This is a genomic window from Streptomyces sp. P17 (assembly GCF_032436805.1).
GTDB lineage: Bacteria > Actinomycetota > Actinomycetes > Streptomycetales > Streptomycetaceae > Streptomyces.
Genome location: NZ_JAVRBF010000067.1, coordinates 1 through 14,862 on the forward strand (window position 1 = coordinate 1; position 14,862 = coordinate 14,862).

The 14,862-nt window shown below is 71.2% G+C and carries 12 protein-coding genes and 1 rRNA gene; 8 read left to right on the forward strand and 5 right to left on the reverse strand.

The features are described 5' to 3' along the window. A 5S ribosomal RNA gene (gene rrf, locus RMT89_RS33060) occupies positions 1 to 89 on the forward strand; the annotation flags it as partial. Between the two features lie 77 nt (positions 90 to 166). Here the strand turns inward: rrf and RMT89_RS33065 are convergent. From RMT89_RS33065 to RMT89_RS33085, 5 genes are read right to left on the reverse strand one after another with little or no spacing between them, the layout of a single operon-like run. Then, complete coding sequence (locus RMT89_RS33065) at positions 167 to 1,477, reverse strand: DUF58 domain-containing protein (protein WP_315887427.1); 1,311 nt, start codon at positions 1,475 to 1,477, stop codon at positions 167 to 169. Next, the gene (locus RMT89_RS33070) at positions 1,477 to 2,466 is read right to left on the reverse strand and encodes a MoxR family ATPase (protein ID WP_315887455.1); all 990 of its coding nucleotides are present in this window, start codon (positions 2,464 to 2,466) and stop codon (positions 1,477 to 1,479) included. Before RMT89_RS33070 ends, RMT89_RS33065 begins: the two co-directional genes overlap by 1 nt. Then, on the reverse strand, positions 2,466 to 3,662 hold the full coding sequence (locus tag RMT89_RS33075) for a DUF4350 domain-containing protein (RefSeq protein WP_315887428.1): 1,197 nt from the start codon (positions 3,660 to 3,662) through the stop codon (positions 2,466 to 2,468). The genes RMT89_RS33070 and RMT89_RS33075 overlap by 1 nt, the downstream gene beginning before the upstream one ends. Continuing rightward, the gene (locus RMT89_RS33080) at positions 3,659 to 4,429 is read right to left on the reverse strand and encodes a DUF4129 domain-containing protein (protein WP_315887429.1); all 771 of its coding nucleotides are present in this window, start codon (positions 4,427 to 4,429) and stop codon (positions 3,659 to 3,661) included. The genes RMT89_RS33075 and RMT89_RS33080 overlap by 4 nt, the downstream gene beginning before the upstream one ends. A 4-nt stretch (positions 4,430 to 4,433) precedes the next feature. Next, a complete protein-coding gene (locus tag RMT89_RS33085; protein WP_315887430.1) occupies positions 4,434 to 5,765 on the reverse strand; it encodes a hypothetical protein in 1,332 nt (443 codons plus the stop codon). A gap of 141 nt (positions 5,766 to 5,906) precedes the next feature. On the opposite strand from RMT89_RS33085, the gene mtnA reads away from it, so the two are divergent. The 7 genes from mtnA to RMT89_RS33120 all read left to right on the forward strand — a co-directional run bounded on the left by mtnA (position 5,907) and on the right by RMT89_RS33120 (position 14,856). Then, positions 5,907 to 7,049, forward strand: a complete 1,143-nt coding sequence (gene mtnA / locus RMT89_RS33090; protein WP_315887431.1) for an S-methyl-5-thioribose-1-phosphate isomerase — start codon at positions 5,907 to 5,909, stop codon at positions 7,047 to 7,049. 168 nt (positions 7,050 to 7,217) lie between these two features. Next, the gene (gene mtrA / locus RMT89_RS33095; RefSeq protein WP_015659998.1) at positions 7,218 to 7,907 is read left to right on the forward strand and encodes a two-component system response regulator MtrA; all 690 of its coding nucleotides are present in this window, start codon (positions 7,218 to 7,220) and stop codon (positions 7,905 to 7,907) included. A 1-nt stretch (position 7,908) separates the two neighbouring features. Then, complete coding sequence (mtrB, locus tag RMT89_RS33100) at positions 7,909 to 9,972, forward strand: MtrAB system histidine kinase MtrB (protein WP_315887432.1); 2,064 nt, start codon at positions 7,909 to 7,911, stop codon at positions 9,970 to 9,972. Beyond that, positions 9,962 to 11,800: an LpqB family beta-propeller domain-containing protein gene (locus RMT89_RS33105; protein WP_315887433.1), complete on the forward strand. Its 1,839-nt coding sequence runs from the start codon at positions 9,962 to 9,964 to the stop codon at positions 11,798 to 11,800. Before mtrB ends, RMT89_RS33105 begins: the two co-directional genes overlap by 11 nt. Positions 11,801 to 12,007: 207 nt before the next feature. Then, complete coding sequence (locus RMT89_RS33110; RefSeq protein ID WP_315887434.1) at positions 12,008 to 12,901, forward strand: ComF family protein; 894 nt, start codon at positions 12,008 to 12,010, stop codon at positions 12,899 to 12,901. A gap of 315 nt (positions 12,902 to 13,216) precedes the next feature. Further along, positions 13,217 to 13,906, forward strand: a complete 690-nt coding sequence (hpf, locus tag RMT89_RS33115) for a ribosome hibernation-promoting factor, HPF/YfiA family (RefSeq protein ID WP_399498507.1) — start codon at positions 13,217 to 13,219, stop codon at positions 13,904 to 13,906. A gap of 203 nt (positions 13,907 to 14,109) precedes the next feature. Continuing rightward, a complete protein-coding gene (locus RMT89_RS33120) occupies positions 14,110 to 14,856 on the forward strand; it encodes a response regulator transcription factor (RefSeq protein ID WP_315887435.1) in 747 nt (248 codons plus the stop codon). The last annotated feature ends 6 nt before the right edge of the window (positions 14,857 to 14,862 follow it).

Sequence of the window (14,862 nt, forward strand, 5' to 3'; positions counted from 1 at the left end):
CCGGTTACATTCCGAACCCGGAAGCTAAGCCTTACAGCGCCGATGGTACTGCAGGGGGGACCCTGTGGGAGAGTAGGTCGCCGCCGAACAAATTTTGAAAAAGGCCCACACCTTATGGTGTGGGCCTTTTTGCGTTTCCAGGGCCCCTTTCAGAGCAACGTCCAACTCACAGACGACCTGCAGTCTTCAGCGCCAGATATGCGTCTGCCAGTGCAGGTGCCAGTTCCTCCGGCGTCGCGTCGACGACTGTGACGCCGTGGCGGCGGAGTTGGTCTGCCGTGTGGTGGCGTTCGCTCTGGGCCTGGGCCGCGGCTGCGGCCTCGTAGACGGAATCGGTGGTGCCGCGGGCTTTGGTCATGCGGGCGACATACGGGTCCGCCACCGATGCCACTAGGACGGTGTGGCGCTGAGTCAACTGAGGGAGAACCGGGAGCAGGCCCTCCTCTATCGGGGCCGCGTCGAGGCTCGTGAAGAGGACGATGAGGGCATGGCGGGGCGCCGTACGAAGTGCTGTGGCGGTCAGGCCACGGGCGTTCGTTTCGACGAGTTCCGGCTCCAGTGTGGCCATGGCGTTGACCAGGGACGGCAGTACGTCGCCGGCGGTCCGGCCCTGCACGAGGGCGCGGACCCGGCGGTCGTAGGCGAGGAGGTCGACGCGGTCGCCGGCGCGGGAGGCCAGGGCAGCCAGGAGGAGTGCCGCGTCCATGGAGGCGTCCAGGCGTGGAGCGTCGCCCACGCGGCCTGCCGAGGTGCGGCCGGTGTCGAGGGCCAGGAGGATGTGGCGGTCGCGTTCCGGGCGCCAGGTGCGTACGGCGACCGCGGACTGTCTGGCCGTTGCGCGCCAGTCGATGGAGCGGGTGTCGTCGCCGGGGACGTACTCGCGAAGGCTGTCGAATTCCGTGCCTTCGCCTCGGGTGAGGACGCTGGTGCGGCCGTCGAGTTCGCGGAGGCGGGCGAGCTTGGACGGGAGGTGCTTGCGGCTGGTGAATGGTGGCAGCACACGTACCGTCCACGGGACCTTGTGTGTTCCCTGACGTGTGAAGAGGCCGAGTGGGCCGTAGGAGCGGATGGTCACGCGGTCGGCCTGGCGGTCGCCGCGGCGGGTGGGGCGTAGGCGCGTGGTGACGCGGCGGCGTTCGCCGGGCGGGACCGTCAGGCGGTGGCGGGAGGCCTCGATCTCCGTGCCGGGCTGCCAGCTGCTCGGTGGCCATGCGTCGCGGAGGTTGGCGCGCAGGGGGCGGCTGGAGGGGTTGGTGACGGTGAGCGTGACATCGGCGGTCTCGCCGAGGCGTGCGGAGGTGTCGCCGGAGCGGGTCAGGCCAAGGCGGCGTATGGGGGCGGCCAGGGCGAAGTCGCAGGCGCAGGCCACGACCAAGGAGCCGTTGACGGCCAGGATGCCGGTCCAGCTGGGTTCCCAGATGCCTACGGGGAGGGAGCCCAGGGCTGCGAGGAGCGCGGCGCGTCCGGTGAGTGCCATCAGCGGGGGACGGGGACGTGGGCGAGGATCGCGTTGATGACGGAGTCGGCCGTCACGCCTTCCATTTCCGCTTCCGGGCGGAGTTGCAGACGGTGGCGGAGGGTCGGCAGGGCCAGCGCCTTCACGTCGTCGGGGATGACGTAGTCGCGGCCGGTCAGCCAGGCCCACGCGCGGGCGGTGGCGAGGAGGGCCGTCGCGCCGCGCGGGGAGACGCCGAGGGTGAGAGACGGCGATTCGCGGGTGGCGCGGCAGATGTCGACGACGTAGGCCGTGATCTCGGGGGAGATCGTGGTCTTGGCTACGGCGGCGCGGGCGGCTTCGAGGTCGGCCGGGCCGGCTACGGGGCGTACGCCGGCGGCGCGCAGGTCGCGTGGGTTGAAGCCCTCGGCGTGGCGGGTGAGGACAGCGATCTCGTCCTGGCGTGAGGGCAAGGGGATCGTCAGCTTGAGGAGGAAGCGGTCCAGCTGGGCCTCGGGGAGGGGGTAGGTGCCCTCGTACTCGACCGGGTTCTGAGTGGCGGCGACCAGGAAGGGCTCGGGGAGCGGGCGGGGCGTGCCGTCGACGGTGACCTGGCGTTCCTCCATGGCTTCGAGGAGGGACGACTGGGTCTTCGGGGGCGTGCGGTTGATCTCGTCCGCGAGGAGGAGGTTGGTGAAGACCGGGCCGGGCTGGAAGGAGAACTCCGCGGTGCGGGTGTCGTAGACCAAGGAGCCGGTCACGTCGCTCGGCATGAGGTCGGGAGTGAACTGGATGCGCTTGGTGTCGAGTTCGAGTGCGGATGCGAGGGTGCGGACGAGCAACGTTTTGGCGACCCCGGGGACTCCTTCTAGCAGAACGTGTCCGCGGCAGAGGAGGGCGACGACAAGGCCGGTCACGGCGGGGTCCTGGCCGACCACGGCTTTGGCGATCTCGGCGCGCAGGGCTTCCAGGGATGCCCGGGAATCGGGCCGGTCCCCGCTCTGCCCGGCGTTGTCAGTGGTCGGGTCCATCATGGACGGCGTACCTCACTTTCGAGGGCGTCGAGTTGGTCGGCGAGGGAGATGAGGGCTGCGTCGTCGCCGGGCGGCGGGCCGAAGAGGAGGGCATGCAGGACCTGTCCGTCGCCGCGGAGGTGTGCGGACAGGGCGGGGAGCAGGACTTCGGGCGTGTGCGCCTGGGTGACGGGGACGCCTACGAGGGGGGCGAGGCGGGTGAGGGTGGTGGAGCGAAGAGCAGCGGCCGCGCGGTCACGGGCGTTCGCTTTGCGGTAGAGGCGGGCGCGGCCTTCGGCGGTTTCGGAGGCGCGGATCGCCACGGGGAGTTTTTCGGGTACGAGGGGACCCAGTCGGCGTGCCCGCCAGAGGGCGGCCAGGGCTGCCGCGATGAAGAGCTGGAGTGTGCCCCAGAGCCAGCCCGAGGGGAGCAGATCGAAGAAGTCGCGCTCGCCCTCGGAGTCGGCGGCGGTGGAGTCGGAGAGCGAGGGGAGGTACCAGACCAGATGGGGGCGGGAGCCGAGGAGTTGGAGGGCGAGCGAGGCGTTGCCCTGCTCGTCGAGGCGGTCGTTGTAGAGGATGTCGGGCGCACCGAGGACGACGGTGTCGCCGTCCCCGGAGGTGCTGGGGATGCGCAGGAGGGTGGCCAGGCGCTCGCTCGGGTAGCAGGAGTCGGCCCGGAGGTGGGTGGTGGTGTAGCGGATGCCGCCCGTGTCGACGGTGCCGGCGCGCCGGGCCTCGGGCAGGTCGCAGTCGGGCTGGAGTGCGGAGTCCAGGCTCTTGGCGGGGTCGGCGACGACGCCGGGGGCGAGTCGTTCGACGGACCAGCTGCCGGGTGCGACGAGGAGGGTGCGGCCGCCGGATTCGGAGGTCGTGGAGTGCAGCGACGTTTGTTGACGTTCCGTCAACTGGTCGGGGACGGCGACCAGGAGAGTGGTGTCCGGGCCAGCGGCGGCGCGCGCCTCGTCAAGGGTGGTGACGACGCGCGTGGACACCCCTCGGTCGGCGAGGAGTTCGGCGACCGCGCGGCTTCCCTGGGCGTCGGAGGAGCGTGGGTCGAGGGTGCCGTGCCGGGCGTCGGAGCGGATCACGGCGATGGCGACGGCACCCGCGAGGAGGATGACGAGGGCAAGGGCGATGCCCCGCGCGCGGGTCCACACCTGGCGGGTCGTGGGCGAGACCGAGGTGGACGGGAGCGTGGCCTCGGTGGTCATTCGGCGGCTCCCTTGCGGGTGTTGGGGGCCGCACTGTGGGCGCTGGTGCTGGTGAGCTGGGGCTTGGTGCTCTCCAGGTCGTGGTCGAGTGCGGCGATGCGCCGGTACGTCGGCTCGGTCGCGGCGCGGCCGCCGTATGTCACGTCGTCGAAGTCCCGTGCGGCGGTGCGCAGTCGGTCGGTGTGGGCGGGCAGGGGGCGGCCCGCTTCGGCGGCGGCCTCGTCGGCGGTGCGGCCGGGGCGGGCGTCGAGGAGGGCGCGTTCTTCCAGGGAGCGGACGATGGCCCGCATGCGTTCCTGGACGGCCTGGTTCCAGTGGCCCTGGGCGGCGTGTGCCTCGGCGGCGGCGCGGTGTTCGGCGGCGCTGCGGGGGCGGTCGTCGAAGAGAGCGGCGGAGGAGGTGGGTTCGCGGCGCGGTGTGCCCAGGCGCCACCACAGCGCGCCCAGGACGGCGAGTACGGCCAGGATGACGACGACCAGGCCGAGCGGCCCTCCGGGAGTCACCGAGGACGCGCTGCTGAACAGGTCGTCGACCCAGCTCCAGAAGGCGTCCAGGGCGCGTTGGAACAGGCCGGGGTCGTTCTCGTGGTACATCCGCTTGGACAGTTCCCGCCGGGCGGCCTCCTGCGCGGGGTCGCGTGGGATGGTCACCGGTGGTTCGTCGTCGGAGCGGGCGAGCGACAGCGCGTCGTTGACGTGCAGCGACATCCGTACGGCGGCGCGCGGCAGGGCCGGCGCCGCGGTGAGAACTCCCCCCGCCAGGCTCACCGATTCAGCTCCCCCGGGTGTCGGATCCGTAGCCCTGGACGCCGGCGGCGCGGGCCAGTTCGAGGTCGAGGGCCTCGCGGCGGATGCGCTGGTCGATGTAGAGGAGCACGGTGACGCCGGCCGAGATCGGGAAGGTGATCATGGAGCCGATCACCGAGCCGACGCCGCTGACGATGAGGTAGGTCCAGCCGAGGTCGCCGCCGCCACTTTCGAGGAGGCCGCCCACGCTGTCGCCGCTGAAGGCGTCGGCCAGGAAGGCGAACGGGATGGCGATGATCGACGCGAGGATGCTCGCGATCAGCATGGCCAGCAGCTGGATGCCGAAGATCCGCCACCAGGAGCCGCGGACCAGCTTGATGGAGCGGCTCATCGACTTCACGATGCCCTGCTTCTCCAGCATCAGCGCCGGCGAGGCGAGGGAGAAGCGGATCATCAGCCAGATCGCGACGACGACGGAGCACAGGCTGCCCAGGACGGTGAGGGCGGCGCCCGCTTCGCCGGCGCCCGCGGCGGCCACCAGGATGCCCGGCAGGACACCCACGGCGACGATGCCGAAGGCGATGAGCATCAGCAGGAAGATCAGGCCGAACAGCCGGGGGACCTGCGGGCGGGCGTCCTTCCAGGCCTCGCTGATGGTCACCGACTTGCCGAGGACCGCGCGGCTGGTGACGGTGGTGAGCAGGGCGGTGGCCACGATCGTGCCGATCAGGGAGATCAGCGAGATGACACCGAGGCTGAGCATGGCGTCGCCCATGGCGCGGCTGAGTTCGCTGAACGTGGCGCTGGGGTCGTTGAGGGCGTCGGTGTCGATGCGGTCGTTGAGGAAGAAGCCCTGGAGCAGGACGACCACGATCTCGGTGAGGACCGCGACGGTGAGGGCGATGCCGAGCACCGTGCGCCAGTAGGCGCGCATGGTGGAGACGGCGCCGTCGAGGATCTCACCGACGCCGAGCGGGCGAAGCGGGATGACGCCGGGCTTGGCCGCGGGCGGGGGCCCGCCCCAACCGCCGCCCCGGGCGCCGTAGCCGCCGGGTCCGCCGTAGCCTCCGTGGCCGCCGCCGGGGCCCGCCGGGGGGCGGCTGCCCCAGCCCGGTCCTGGCGGTGGGGGCGGTGGCGTCTGCTCCGGGGCCGCGGGGCCGGTGGGCGCGGACCACTGGGCCGGCGGCGGCTGCTCCTTGGACCATTTCGGGCCGGTGCCCTGCGGCTGCGGTCCTGGCTGGTCCGCGGGCTGCTCGGGCTCCGGGCGGTCGGCGGGCCGGGCAGGGCCGGACGTGCCGTGCTCCTGCCCGTCGGACGGGGCGGATCCGGGCGAGGCCCAGCCCGGAGTGTCGTTCATCGTCGCTCCTTCACGGTGCCCGTCCGCGGGTCGCGGCGGCAGGTTGTCAGCCATCGTGCCATGGGGTGGTCATCCAGGGACCGGCCCCGGTATGGGCTGCACACCTTCAATTGTCCGCCGGATAACGGGCAGACTGACCGCATGGCTGATCAGCACGCGCAATCCGGCGAGGACAAGCGGCCGACCGGGATACCGGTGATCCGATGGGAAGAGCCACCCGAAGGCCCCGTACTGGTCCTTCTCGACCAGACGAGGCTGCCCGCAGAGGAGGTCGAACTGGTCTGTACGGATGCGCCGGTGCTGGTGGAGGCGATCCGGTCGCTCGCCGTGCGCGGGGCGCCGCTGCTCGGGATCGCGGGGGCGTACGGTGTCGCGCTCGCCGCCGCGCGGGGCTTCGACGTGGACGACGCAGCGGACGCGCTCGCGGGTGCCCGTCCCACCGCGGTGAACCTCGCCGTCGGTGCGCGCAGGGCACAGGCCGCGCACCGGGCCGAGTTGGCGAGGAGCGGCGACGTGGGCAAGGCGGCCGAGGCGGCGCTGGCCGCGGCGAGAAAGCTGCACCGCGACGACGCCGAGGCCAGTGCGCGGATGGCCGAGCGAGGGCTGGCGCTGCTGGACGAGCTGCTGCCCGGCGGCGGGCACCGGATCCTCACCCACTGCAACACCGGCTCGCTGGTGTCCGGCGGGGAGGGCACCGCGTTCGCGGTGGCGCTGGCGGCGCATCGGGTGGGGCAGTTGCGGCGGCTGTGGGTGGACGAGACGCGTCCGCTGCTGCAGGGGGCGCGGCTGACGGCGTACGAGGCGGCGCGCAGCGGGATGGCGTACACCCTGCTGACGGACAACGCGGCGGGTTCGCTGTTCGCGGCGGGTGAGGTGGACGCCGTGCTGATCGGGGCGGACCGGATCGCCGCCGACGGGTCGGTGGCGAACAAGGTGGGGAGTTATCCGCTCGCGGTGCTCGCGCGGTACCACCATGTGCCGTTCATCGTGGTGGCGCCGGTGACGACGGTGGATCCGGACACGCCCGACGGGGCGTCCATCGAGGTGGAGCAGCGGGCCGGGTTCGAGGTGACCGAGGTGACCGCGCCGCAGGTGCCGGTGACGGGGCCGGGCGGCGGGATACCGGTGGCGCCGCTGGGGACACAGGCGTACAACCCGGCCTTCGATGTGACGCCGCCGGAGCTGGTGACGGCGATCGTGACGGAAGAGGGTGTGGTGTCGCCGGTGACGGCTGAGGCGCTGGCCGAGGTGTGTGCCAGGTCGCCGGAGGTGACGATCGGCTGAGGCCGGGCGGCTCTCGTACGTCAGCGGCCGGCGCCCGGGCGGGGCGCTGACGTACGCCACCCCCATCAAGATCGATGGGCGAGGGCAGACAATAGCGACCCCATACGACTATCGTCACAGGCCAGTGACCTCGCTCACCAGCGCCCCGGTCACTGTTACGAGAATGGGATGATGTCGTTTATGAAGGGACGAGTCCTTGTCGTCGACGACGACACCGCACTGGCCGAGATGCTCGGCATCGTGCTGCGTGGTGAAGGTTTCGAGCCGTCTTTCGTAGCCGACGGCGACAAGGCGCTGGCCGCTTTCCGTGAGACCAAGCCCGATCTGGTGCTGCTCGACCTGATGCTGCCCGGACGGGACGGCATCGAGGTGTGCCGTCTGATCCGGGCGGAGTCGGGTGTGCCGATCGTGATGCTCACGGCCAAGAGCGACACCGTCGATGTCGTCGTGGGCCTGGAATCCGGCGCGGACGACTACATCGTGAAGCCGTTCAAGCCGAAGGAGCTGGTCGCCCGGATCCGGGCGCGGCTGCGGAGGTCGGAGGAGCCGGCGCCGGAGCAGCTGGCCATCGGCGATCTGGTCATCGATGTGGCCGGTCACTCCGTGAAGCGGGACGGGCAGTCGATCGCGCTGACGCCGCTGGAGTTCGACCTGCTGGTCGCGCTGGCGCGCAAGCCGTGGCAGGTGTTCACCCGAGAGGTCCTGCTGGAGCAGGTGTGGGGTTATCGGCACGCCGCCGACACCCGTCTGGTCAATGTCCATGTGCAGCGGCTGCGGTCCAAGGTCGAGAAGGACCCGGAGCGGCCGGAGATCGTGGTGACCGTCCGTGGTGTCGGGTACAAGGCGGGGCCGAGCTGACATGTCCGGTGACAGTGCCGCTTCGGCGCCCGGCCGGTCCGGGTCCCGCGGGGGGCGGCCTGTCGGCCGGGGGACGGCAGGCTCCCGCTGGGGACGGTTCCTGGAGGGCGGGCTGCTCCAGGGCGGGGTCCAGGGCAGCCCGGTCCTTCGGTTGTTCATGCGCTGGGTGCGTCGGCCGCTGCTGCCCGTCATGCGGCTGTGGCGGCGCAACATCCAGCTCAAGGTCGTTGTCACGACCCTGCTGATGTCGCTGGGCGTGGTCCTGCTGCTGGGCTTCGTCGTGATCGGGCAGGTGCGCAACGGCCTGCTGGACGCCAAGGTGAAGGCCTCGCAGAGCCAGGCCACCGGCGGTTTCGCCGCGGCCAAGCAGAAGTCCGACGAGGCGGGGGCTGCCGGGACCGGCGACGACGGCTCCGCGACGGACGGCCGCTCCGAGCAGAACGTCATCCAGTGGATGAGCGACCTGGTGGCGCAGCTCTCCAGCGGTGGCCAGGGTGCCTTCGAAGTGGTGACGCTCCCCGCGGGCGGGGACAGCGGCGGCGGACGTGGTCCGCGCGCCTCCAACTACGTCGACCCCACCGCGAGCGTGCCCGAGAACCTGCGGGAGCGGATCGACGGCAGCACCGCGGCGGCCCAGAGCTACACGCGGATCATCTACAACGCCGACAAGGAGTCCCAGCCGGCCCTGGTCATCGGCAAGCAGGTCAACGACCCGAACGGCGACCCCTACCAGCTCTACTACCTCTTCCCGCTGACGCAGGAGGAGAAGTCGCTGAGCCTGGTCAAGGGCACGCTGGCGACCGCCGGGCTCTTCGTCGTCGTCCTCCTCGGGGCCATCGCCTGGCTTGTGGTGCGTCAGGTGGTCACACCGGTGCGGATGGCGGCCGGGATCGCCGAGCGGCTGTCCGCGGGGCGGCTTCAGGAGCGGATGAAGGTCACCGGCGAGGACGACATCGCGCGGCTCGGCGAGGCCTTCAACAAGATGGCGCAGAACCTTCAGCTGAAGATCCAGCAGCTGGAGGACCTGTCGCGGATGCAGCGGCGGTTCGTCTCCGACGTGTCACACGAGCTGCGGACGCCGCTGACGACCGTACGGATGGCCGCTGATGTCATCCATGAGGCGCGGGAGGACTTCGACCCGGTGACCGCGCGGTCGGCGGAGCTGCTCGCCGACCAGCTGGACCGGTTCGAGTCGCTGCTCGCGGATCTGCTGGAGATCAGCCGGTTCGACGCGGGTGCGGCGGCGCTGGAGGCCGAGCCGATCGATCTGCGTGAGGTCGTTCGCCGGGTCGTCAGCGGGGCCGAGCCGCTCGCCGAGCGCAAGGGCACGACGATTCGGGTCGTGGGCGACCAGCAGCCCGTCGTCGCCGAGGCGGACACCCGGCGGGTGGAGCGGGTGCTGCGCAATCTCGTCGTCAACGCCGTGGAGCACGGCGAGGGCAGGGACGTCGTCGTCAAGCTCGCCACGGCGGGCGGGGCGGTCGCGGTCGCGGTGCGCGACTACGGCGTCGGGCTCAAGCCCGGCGAGGCCACGCGCGTGTTCAGCCGTTTCTGGCGGGCCGACCCGGCACGCGCGCGTACCACCGGCGGAACGGGTCTGGGGCTGTCCATCGCCCTGGAGGACGCCCGGCTGCACGGCGGCTGGCTGCAGGCCTGGGGCGAGCCGGGCGGCGGCTCACAGTTCCGGCTGACGCTGCCGCGGACCGCGGACGAGCCGCTGCGGGGCTCGCCGATACCGCTGGAGCCGAAGGACTCGCGCCGTAATCGTGGCCTGGACGACGCCGGTCTCCCGCGCGGGGAGAAGAGCGCGACCGTGCCGGCGCAGCATACGGGCGACCAGGCGTCCGCGATGGCATCCCGCGACCCGATGACCCAGCGGCTGACCGGAGCGGCTCCTACGGCCGATCCCACGGCTCTGCCGGGCAATGGAGCGCGCGTCGTGCCCCGGCCCGCCTCGGGACCGCGGCGACAGGACGACGCGCCCTCCGATGGGAGCGCGCGCGGTGAGGACGCCGGGCCGGCGGAGGACCCGAGCAGGCAAGGGGAGGCATTTCGTGGGCGCTGACCGCGAGGGGGGCGCCCGGCGCAGGCCGGGGCGCGCGGTGGCGTACGTCGCCTGTGGCGCCGTACTGCTGGCCGGGTGCGCCTCGATGCCCGACAGCGGGGATCTGAGCGGGGTCGACTCCACTCCCCGGCAGGACACCCAGGTGCGGGTCTTCGCGATGCCGCCCTCGGCGGACGCCACGCCCACACAGCTGGTCCAGGGCTTTCTGGAGGCGCTGACCAGCGACGACCCCAACTACGAGATCGCCAGCCAGTACCTGACCGAGGACGCGGCGAAGGCATGGCGGCCCAAGACGGGCACGACGGTCCTCGCGGACGGTCCGGACGCCTTCGAGCTGCCCCGCGCGCGGGGCCGGGAGGACACCGGGGAGACCTCGTTCACGCTGAGCGGCAACAAGGTCGCCACGGTGGACGAGCAGCAGTCGTACGCGCCTGTGGACGGGCTCTACGAGGCGCTGCTGCATCTCACGCAGGATCCGAGGACCAAGCAGTGGCGTATCGACGAGCTGCCGCCGGGCGTCGTCATGGGCCAGGGCGACTTCGAGCGGAACTACACGTCGGTCAACAAGTACTACTTCGCCTCGAACACCGCGGACGGCGGGAGCGGCCGGACGGCGGCGGTCGCCGATCCGGTCTACGTCCGTGAGCGCGTCGACCCCATGACGCAGATGGTGCGTTCCCTGCTGAAGGGGCCGACCACCTGGCTCAGCCCGGTGGTCAGGACGAGCTTCCCCACGGGCACCGCGCTGAAGAAGGGCGTCACCACGCTGACGCCCGACGAGCAGAACAAGCTGACCGTGCCGCTCAACGACAAGGCCGCCCGGGTCGGGCTGAGCAAGTGCAACGAGATGGCCGCCCAGCTCCTGTTCACGCTGCGCAGCCTCACCCCCTCGGTGGAAGAGGTCGAACTGGAGTCGGGCGACAGGCAGCTGTGCTCGCTCAGGGAGGACCGGGCCGACGCCGCGGCCGCGCGCGGGTCCACGGAACCCATCGAGTACGTGTACTACGTAGACGACAAGCAGCGGCTCGTGCGGATGCCGACCGCGGAGGGCGCCGGGACACCGGAGGCGGTGCCGGGTGCGCTGGGCGAGGGGCAGACGCAGCTGCGGTCCGCCGCGGTCTCGCGGGACGAGGAGATGGCGGCCGGGGTCGGCGTGGACGGCAAGGAGCTGTACGTCGGCTCGCTGGTGTCGGGAGGGTCGCTCGGGGAGCCCGTGCTGCGCAGTGCGGGCAGGACGGCCGGGGACCGGCTGACGACGCCCAGCTGGGACGCCCGGCACGACCTCTGGGTGGCCGACCGTAACCCCGACGAGCCGCGGCTGCTCCTGCTGGAGAACGGCGCGGGCGAGCCGCTCCAGGTGCAGACGCCGGGCCTCGACGGGCGCATCGAGTCGGTACGGGTGGCCGCGGACGGTGTGCGGATCGCGCTCGTCGTGGCGAAGGGCGACACGTCGTCCCTGCTCATCGGGCGGATCGAGCGAGAGACCAAGCCGGGCGAGGACCGGCCGACCGTGACGGTGCAGGAACTGCGTACCGCGACGCCGGAGTTGGAGGAGGTCACCACCGTGTCGTGGGCGGGTGACAGCCGGCTCGTGGTGGTCGGGCGCGAGCAGGACGGTGTGCAGACGGTGCGGTACGTCCAGGTCGACGGGTCCACTCCGGAGGGGCCGGCGCCGGCCGCGCTGACCGGGGTGAAGGAGATCGCGGCGGCGGAGGACGACCGGTTGCCGCTGGTGGCCTACTCGGAGGACGGCATCGTGCGGCTGCAGTCCGGGGCGCAGTGGCAGAAGGTCGTGACGGAGGGGACGGCGCCGGTTTATCCGGGGTGAGTGCCGGTTGCTGAGGGTGTTTGACGGCCGCTTCTGACGGAGGCGGCCGTTTCCCTTTTCCGGAAAGGGCTCTTGCAGGCTTCGAGAGGGCTCTCGGCGGCCTTCGAGAGAGCTTTCGCAGCCGTGCGACTTCGCCGTCCGGAGTTATCCACAGGCAGTTGTCCACAGGGGTGGCCGGTAGACGCTCGTGTTGGCACAGTGGTGGACATGCGGGGGTGGTGGCAGGACCTCACCGATCTGGTGCTGCCGGCCGAGTGCGGAGGCTGCGGGAGGCCTCGTACGGTGCTCTGCCCGGAGTGCCGTACGGCCCTGAGCGGGGCCGCACCGCGCCGGGTGCGACCGGTGCCGGAGCCGCCCGGGCTGCCGGTGGTGCACGCGGCGGCTCGGTACGCGGACGAGGTACGTGCCGCCCTGCTCGCCCACAAGGAGCGCGGCGCGCTGGCTCTGGCGGCACCACTCGGAGTGGCGCTGGCGGGGGCCGTGCGGGCGGGGCTTCGGGCACCGTCCGGCCTGGCCCGCAGTGCCACGCCGGTGCTGCTGGTGCCGGTGCCGTCGGCGCGGCGGGCCGTGCGGGCGCGGGGGCATGACCCGGCGCGGCGGATCGCGTTCGCGGCGGCGGCCGAGCTGCGGCGGTCCGGGACCCCGGCGCGGGTGCTCGCCGTCCTGCGGCAGCGGCGTGCCGTGGCCGATCAGTCGGGGCTCAACTCCCGGCAGCGGCTGGACAATCTGGCGGGCGCGCTGATGGTCGCACCGGGTGGAGAGCGGCTGCTGGGCGGTGGCTCGGTGGTGCTGGTCGACGACCTGATGACGACCGGCGCCTCCCTCGCGGAGGCGGCGCGTGCGGTGCGGGAAGGGGCGGCGCGCGGTGTGCGCGCGGGTGCGGGCGGGGCGGTACGGCCGATTGGCGGCGGTGATGGGTCAACCGCGGTGTGCACGGCGGCAACTCGGGAAGACAGAGGGGAACGGAGTACGGGAGTGACGGCGGAGGCGGTGCGGATGCCCGGGGTGCCGGGAACGGCGGGCGGTAACCGCGCAGGTGACGTGCTGTGCGCGGCCGTCGTGGCGGCTTCGCCGGATGCCTTCGCAATAATCCGGAACTGACCGCGAACTTGCATCGTTGCAGGTATTGAGAGGGCCAATTCACCTGAACGGAGGTACGCCGCTGTAGAGGGTGACGACATCCGTCCGGGCGAGATATGTTCGGTTGTGAGAGAAAGGCGCAGGCCATCCCTCTCATATCTGAATGCCGTGCTGCGGGTTTTCCGTATTCACCCGAGCCGGCGGGGTGGAGATCTTGCCCATGGGGGAGGAGGAGGTGGAAGTCACCGAGTCCGAGGTTCCGGGGATCGCCGGAGCCTGGTGCAAAAGGGAGATGCTCCGCCGCTGGAGCGGAGCGATCCGGGAACGGAGTTCTGCGTGGACATCGTCGTCAAGGGCCGCAAGACCGAGGTGCCCGAGCGGTTCCGCAAGCACGTGGCCGAGAAGCTGAAGCTGGAGAAGATCCAGAAGCTCGATGGCAAGGTGATCAGCCTCGACGTCGAGGTGTCCAAGGAGCCCAACCCCCGACAGGCCGACCGCAGTGACCGAGTGGAGATCACGCTCCGCTCCCGCGGTCCGGTGATCCGGGCGGAGGCAGCGGCCAGCGATCCGTACGCGGCGCTGGACCTGGCGGCGGAAAAGCTGGACGCGAGGCTGCGCAAGCAGCACGACAAGCGTTTCTCGCGCCGAGGCGCGCGCCGGCTCACGGCGGCCGAGGTCCCCGACCACGTCCCGGGCGCGGCGACGCTCAACGGGAACGGCACCTTCCAGGAGGAAGAGCCGGCCGGCGTTCCCACCAAGAAGATCGGCTCGCTGGAAGTGAAGGGCGAGGGACCCCTCGTCGTTCGCGAGAAGACGCATGTCGCCTCCCCGATGACCCTCGACCAGGCTCTCTACGAGATGGAGCTGGTCGGGCACGACTTCTATCTGTTCGTTGACTCCGAGACCAAGGAACCGAGTGTCGTCTACCGACGGCACGCCTACGACTACGGCGTCATCCACCTCAACACCGACCCGATGGTCGCCGAGGCGGAGACCCAGGCGGCCGGTGGCATGCTGGGCGGCTGAGCCACCCGGCTGACGAGGGAGCGGGTGCCCCTGGAGCGCGTGTGCGCCCCCAGGGGCACCGGTGTGCGACCACTTCGCGCCCCGCTCTGTAACCCTGGTGCCGTCCGGGCATGAAATCATGGGCCGCACCGGCCCAACCGGTGGGCCGCTGCCTTGGGTTGGCGATGGCACCTGACCAGCCACAGCCTTCAGGGGGAGGAACGATGGCGGACACCTTCGGACCGATGCGGGACGAGGATGCCGACGGCGACGTCGTCGGCATGGGCCCGGACACGGGCTCTCCACGCAAGGAGCCGATCAGAGTCCTCGTCGTGGACGACCATGCCCTCTTCCGTCGTGGCCTGGAGATCGTGCTCGCGGCCGAGGAGGACATCCAGGTCGTCGGGGAGGCGGGAGACGGCGCGGAGGCCGTCGACAAGGCCGCTGATCTGCTGCCGGACATCGTCCTGATGGACGTACGGATGCCGAAGCGGGGCGGGATCGAGGCCTGCACCTCCATCAAGGAGGTGGCTCCCAGCGCGAAGATCATCATGCTGACGATCAGCGACGAGGAGGCCGACCTCTACGACGCGATCAAGGCGGGCGCGACCGGCTATCTCCTCAAGGAGATCTCCACCGACGAGGTGGCCACCGCCATTCGCGCGGTGGCCGACGGGCAGTCGCAGATCAGCCCGTCCATGGCGTCGAAGCTGCTCACCGAGTTCAAGTCGATGATCCAGCGGACGGACGAGCGCCGGCTGGTTCCGGCGCCGCGGCTGACCGACCGTGAGCTTGAGGTGCTCAAGCTGGTCGCCACGGGTATGAACAACCGCGATATCGCGAAGGAGTTGTTCATCTCCGAGAACACCGTGAAGAACCATGTGCGCAACATCCTGGAGAAGCTGCAGCTGCACTCCAGGATGGAGGCCGTGGTGTACGCGATGCGGGAGAAGATCCTCGAAATCCGGTAGTCGGGG

Coding starts and splice junctions, on each gene's coding strand:
- RMT89_RS33065 (WP_315887427.1), bottom strand. CDS start 1,477: ATGGCACTCACCGGACGCGCCGCGCTCCTCGCAGCCCTGGGCTCCCTC.
- RMT89_RS33070 (WP_315887455.1), bottom strand. CDS start 2,466: ATGGACCCGACCACTGACAACGCCGGGCAGAGCGGGGACCGGCCCGAT.
- RMT89_RS33075 (WP_315887428.1), bottom strand. CDS start 3,662: ATGACCACCGAGGCCACGCTCCCGTCCACCTCGGTCTCGCCCACGACC.
- RMT89_RS33085 (WP_315887430.1), bottom strand. CDS start 5,765: ATGAACGACACTCCGGGCTGGGCCTCGCCCGGATCCGCCCCGTCCGAC.
- mtnA (WP_315887431.1), top strand. CDS start 5,907: ATGGCTGATCAGCACGCGCAATCCGGCGAGGACAAGCGGCCGACCGGG.
- mtrA (WP_015659998.1), top strand. CDS start 7,218: ATGATGTCGTTTATGAAGGGACGAGTCCTTGTCGTCGACGACGACACC.
- mtrB (WP_315887432.1), top strand. CDS start 7,909: ATGTCCGGTGACAGTGCCGCTTCGGCGCCCGGCCGGTCCGGGTCCCGC.
- RMT89_RS33110 (WP_315887434.1), top strand. CDS start 12,008: ATGCGGGGGTGGTGGCAGGACCTCACCGATCTGGTGCTGCCGGCCGAG.
- RMT89_RS33120 (WP_315887435.1), top strand. CDS start 14,110: ATGGCGGACACCTTCGGACCGATGCGGGACGAGGATGCCGACGGCGAC.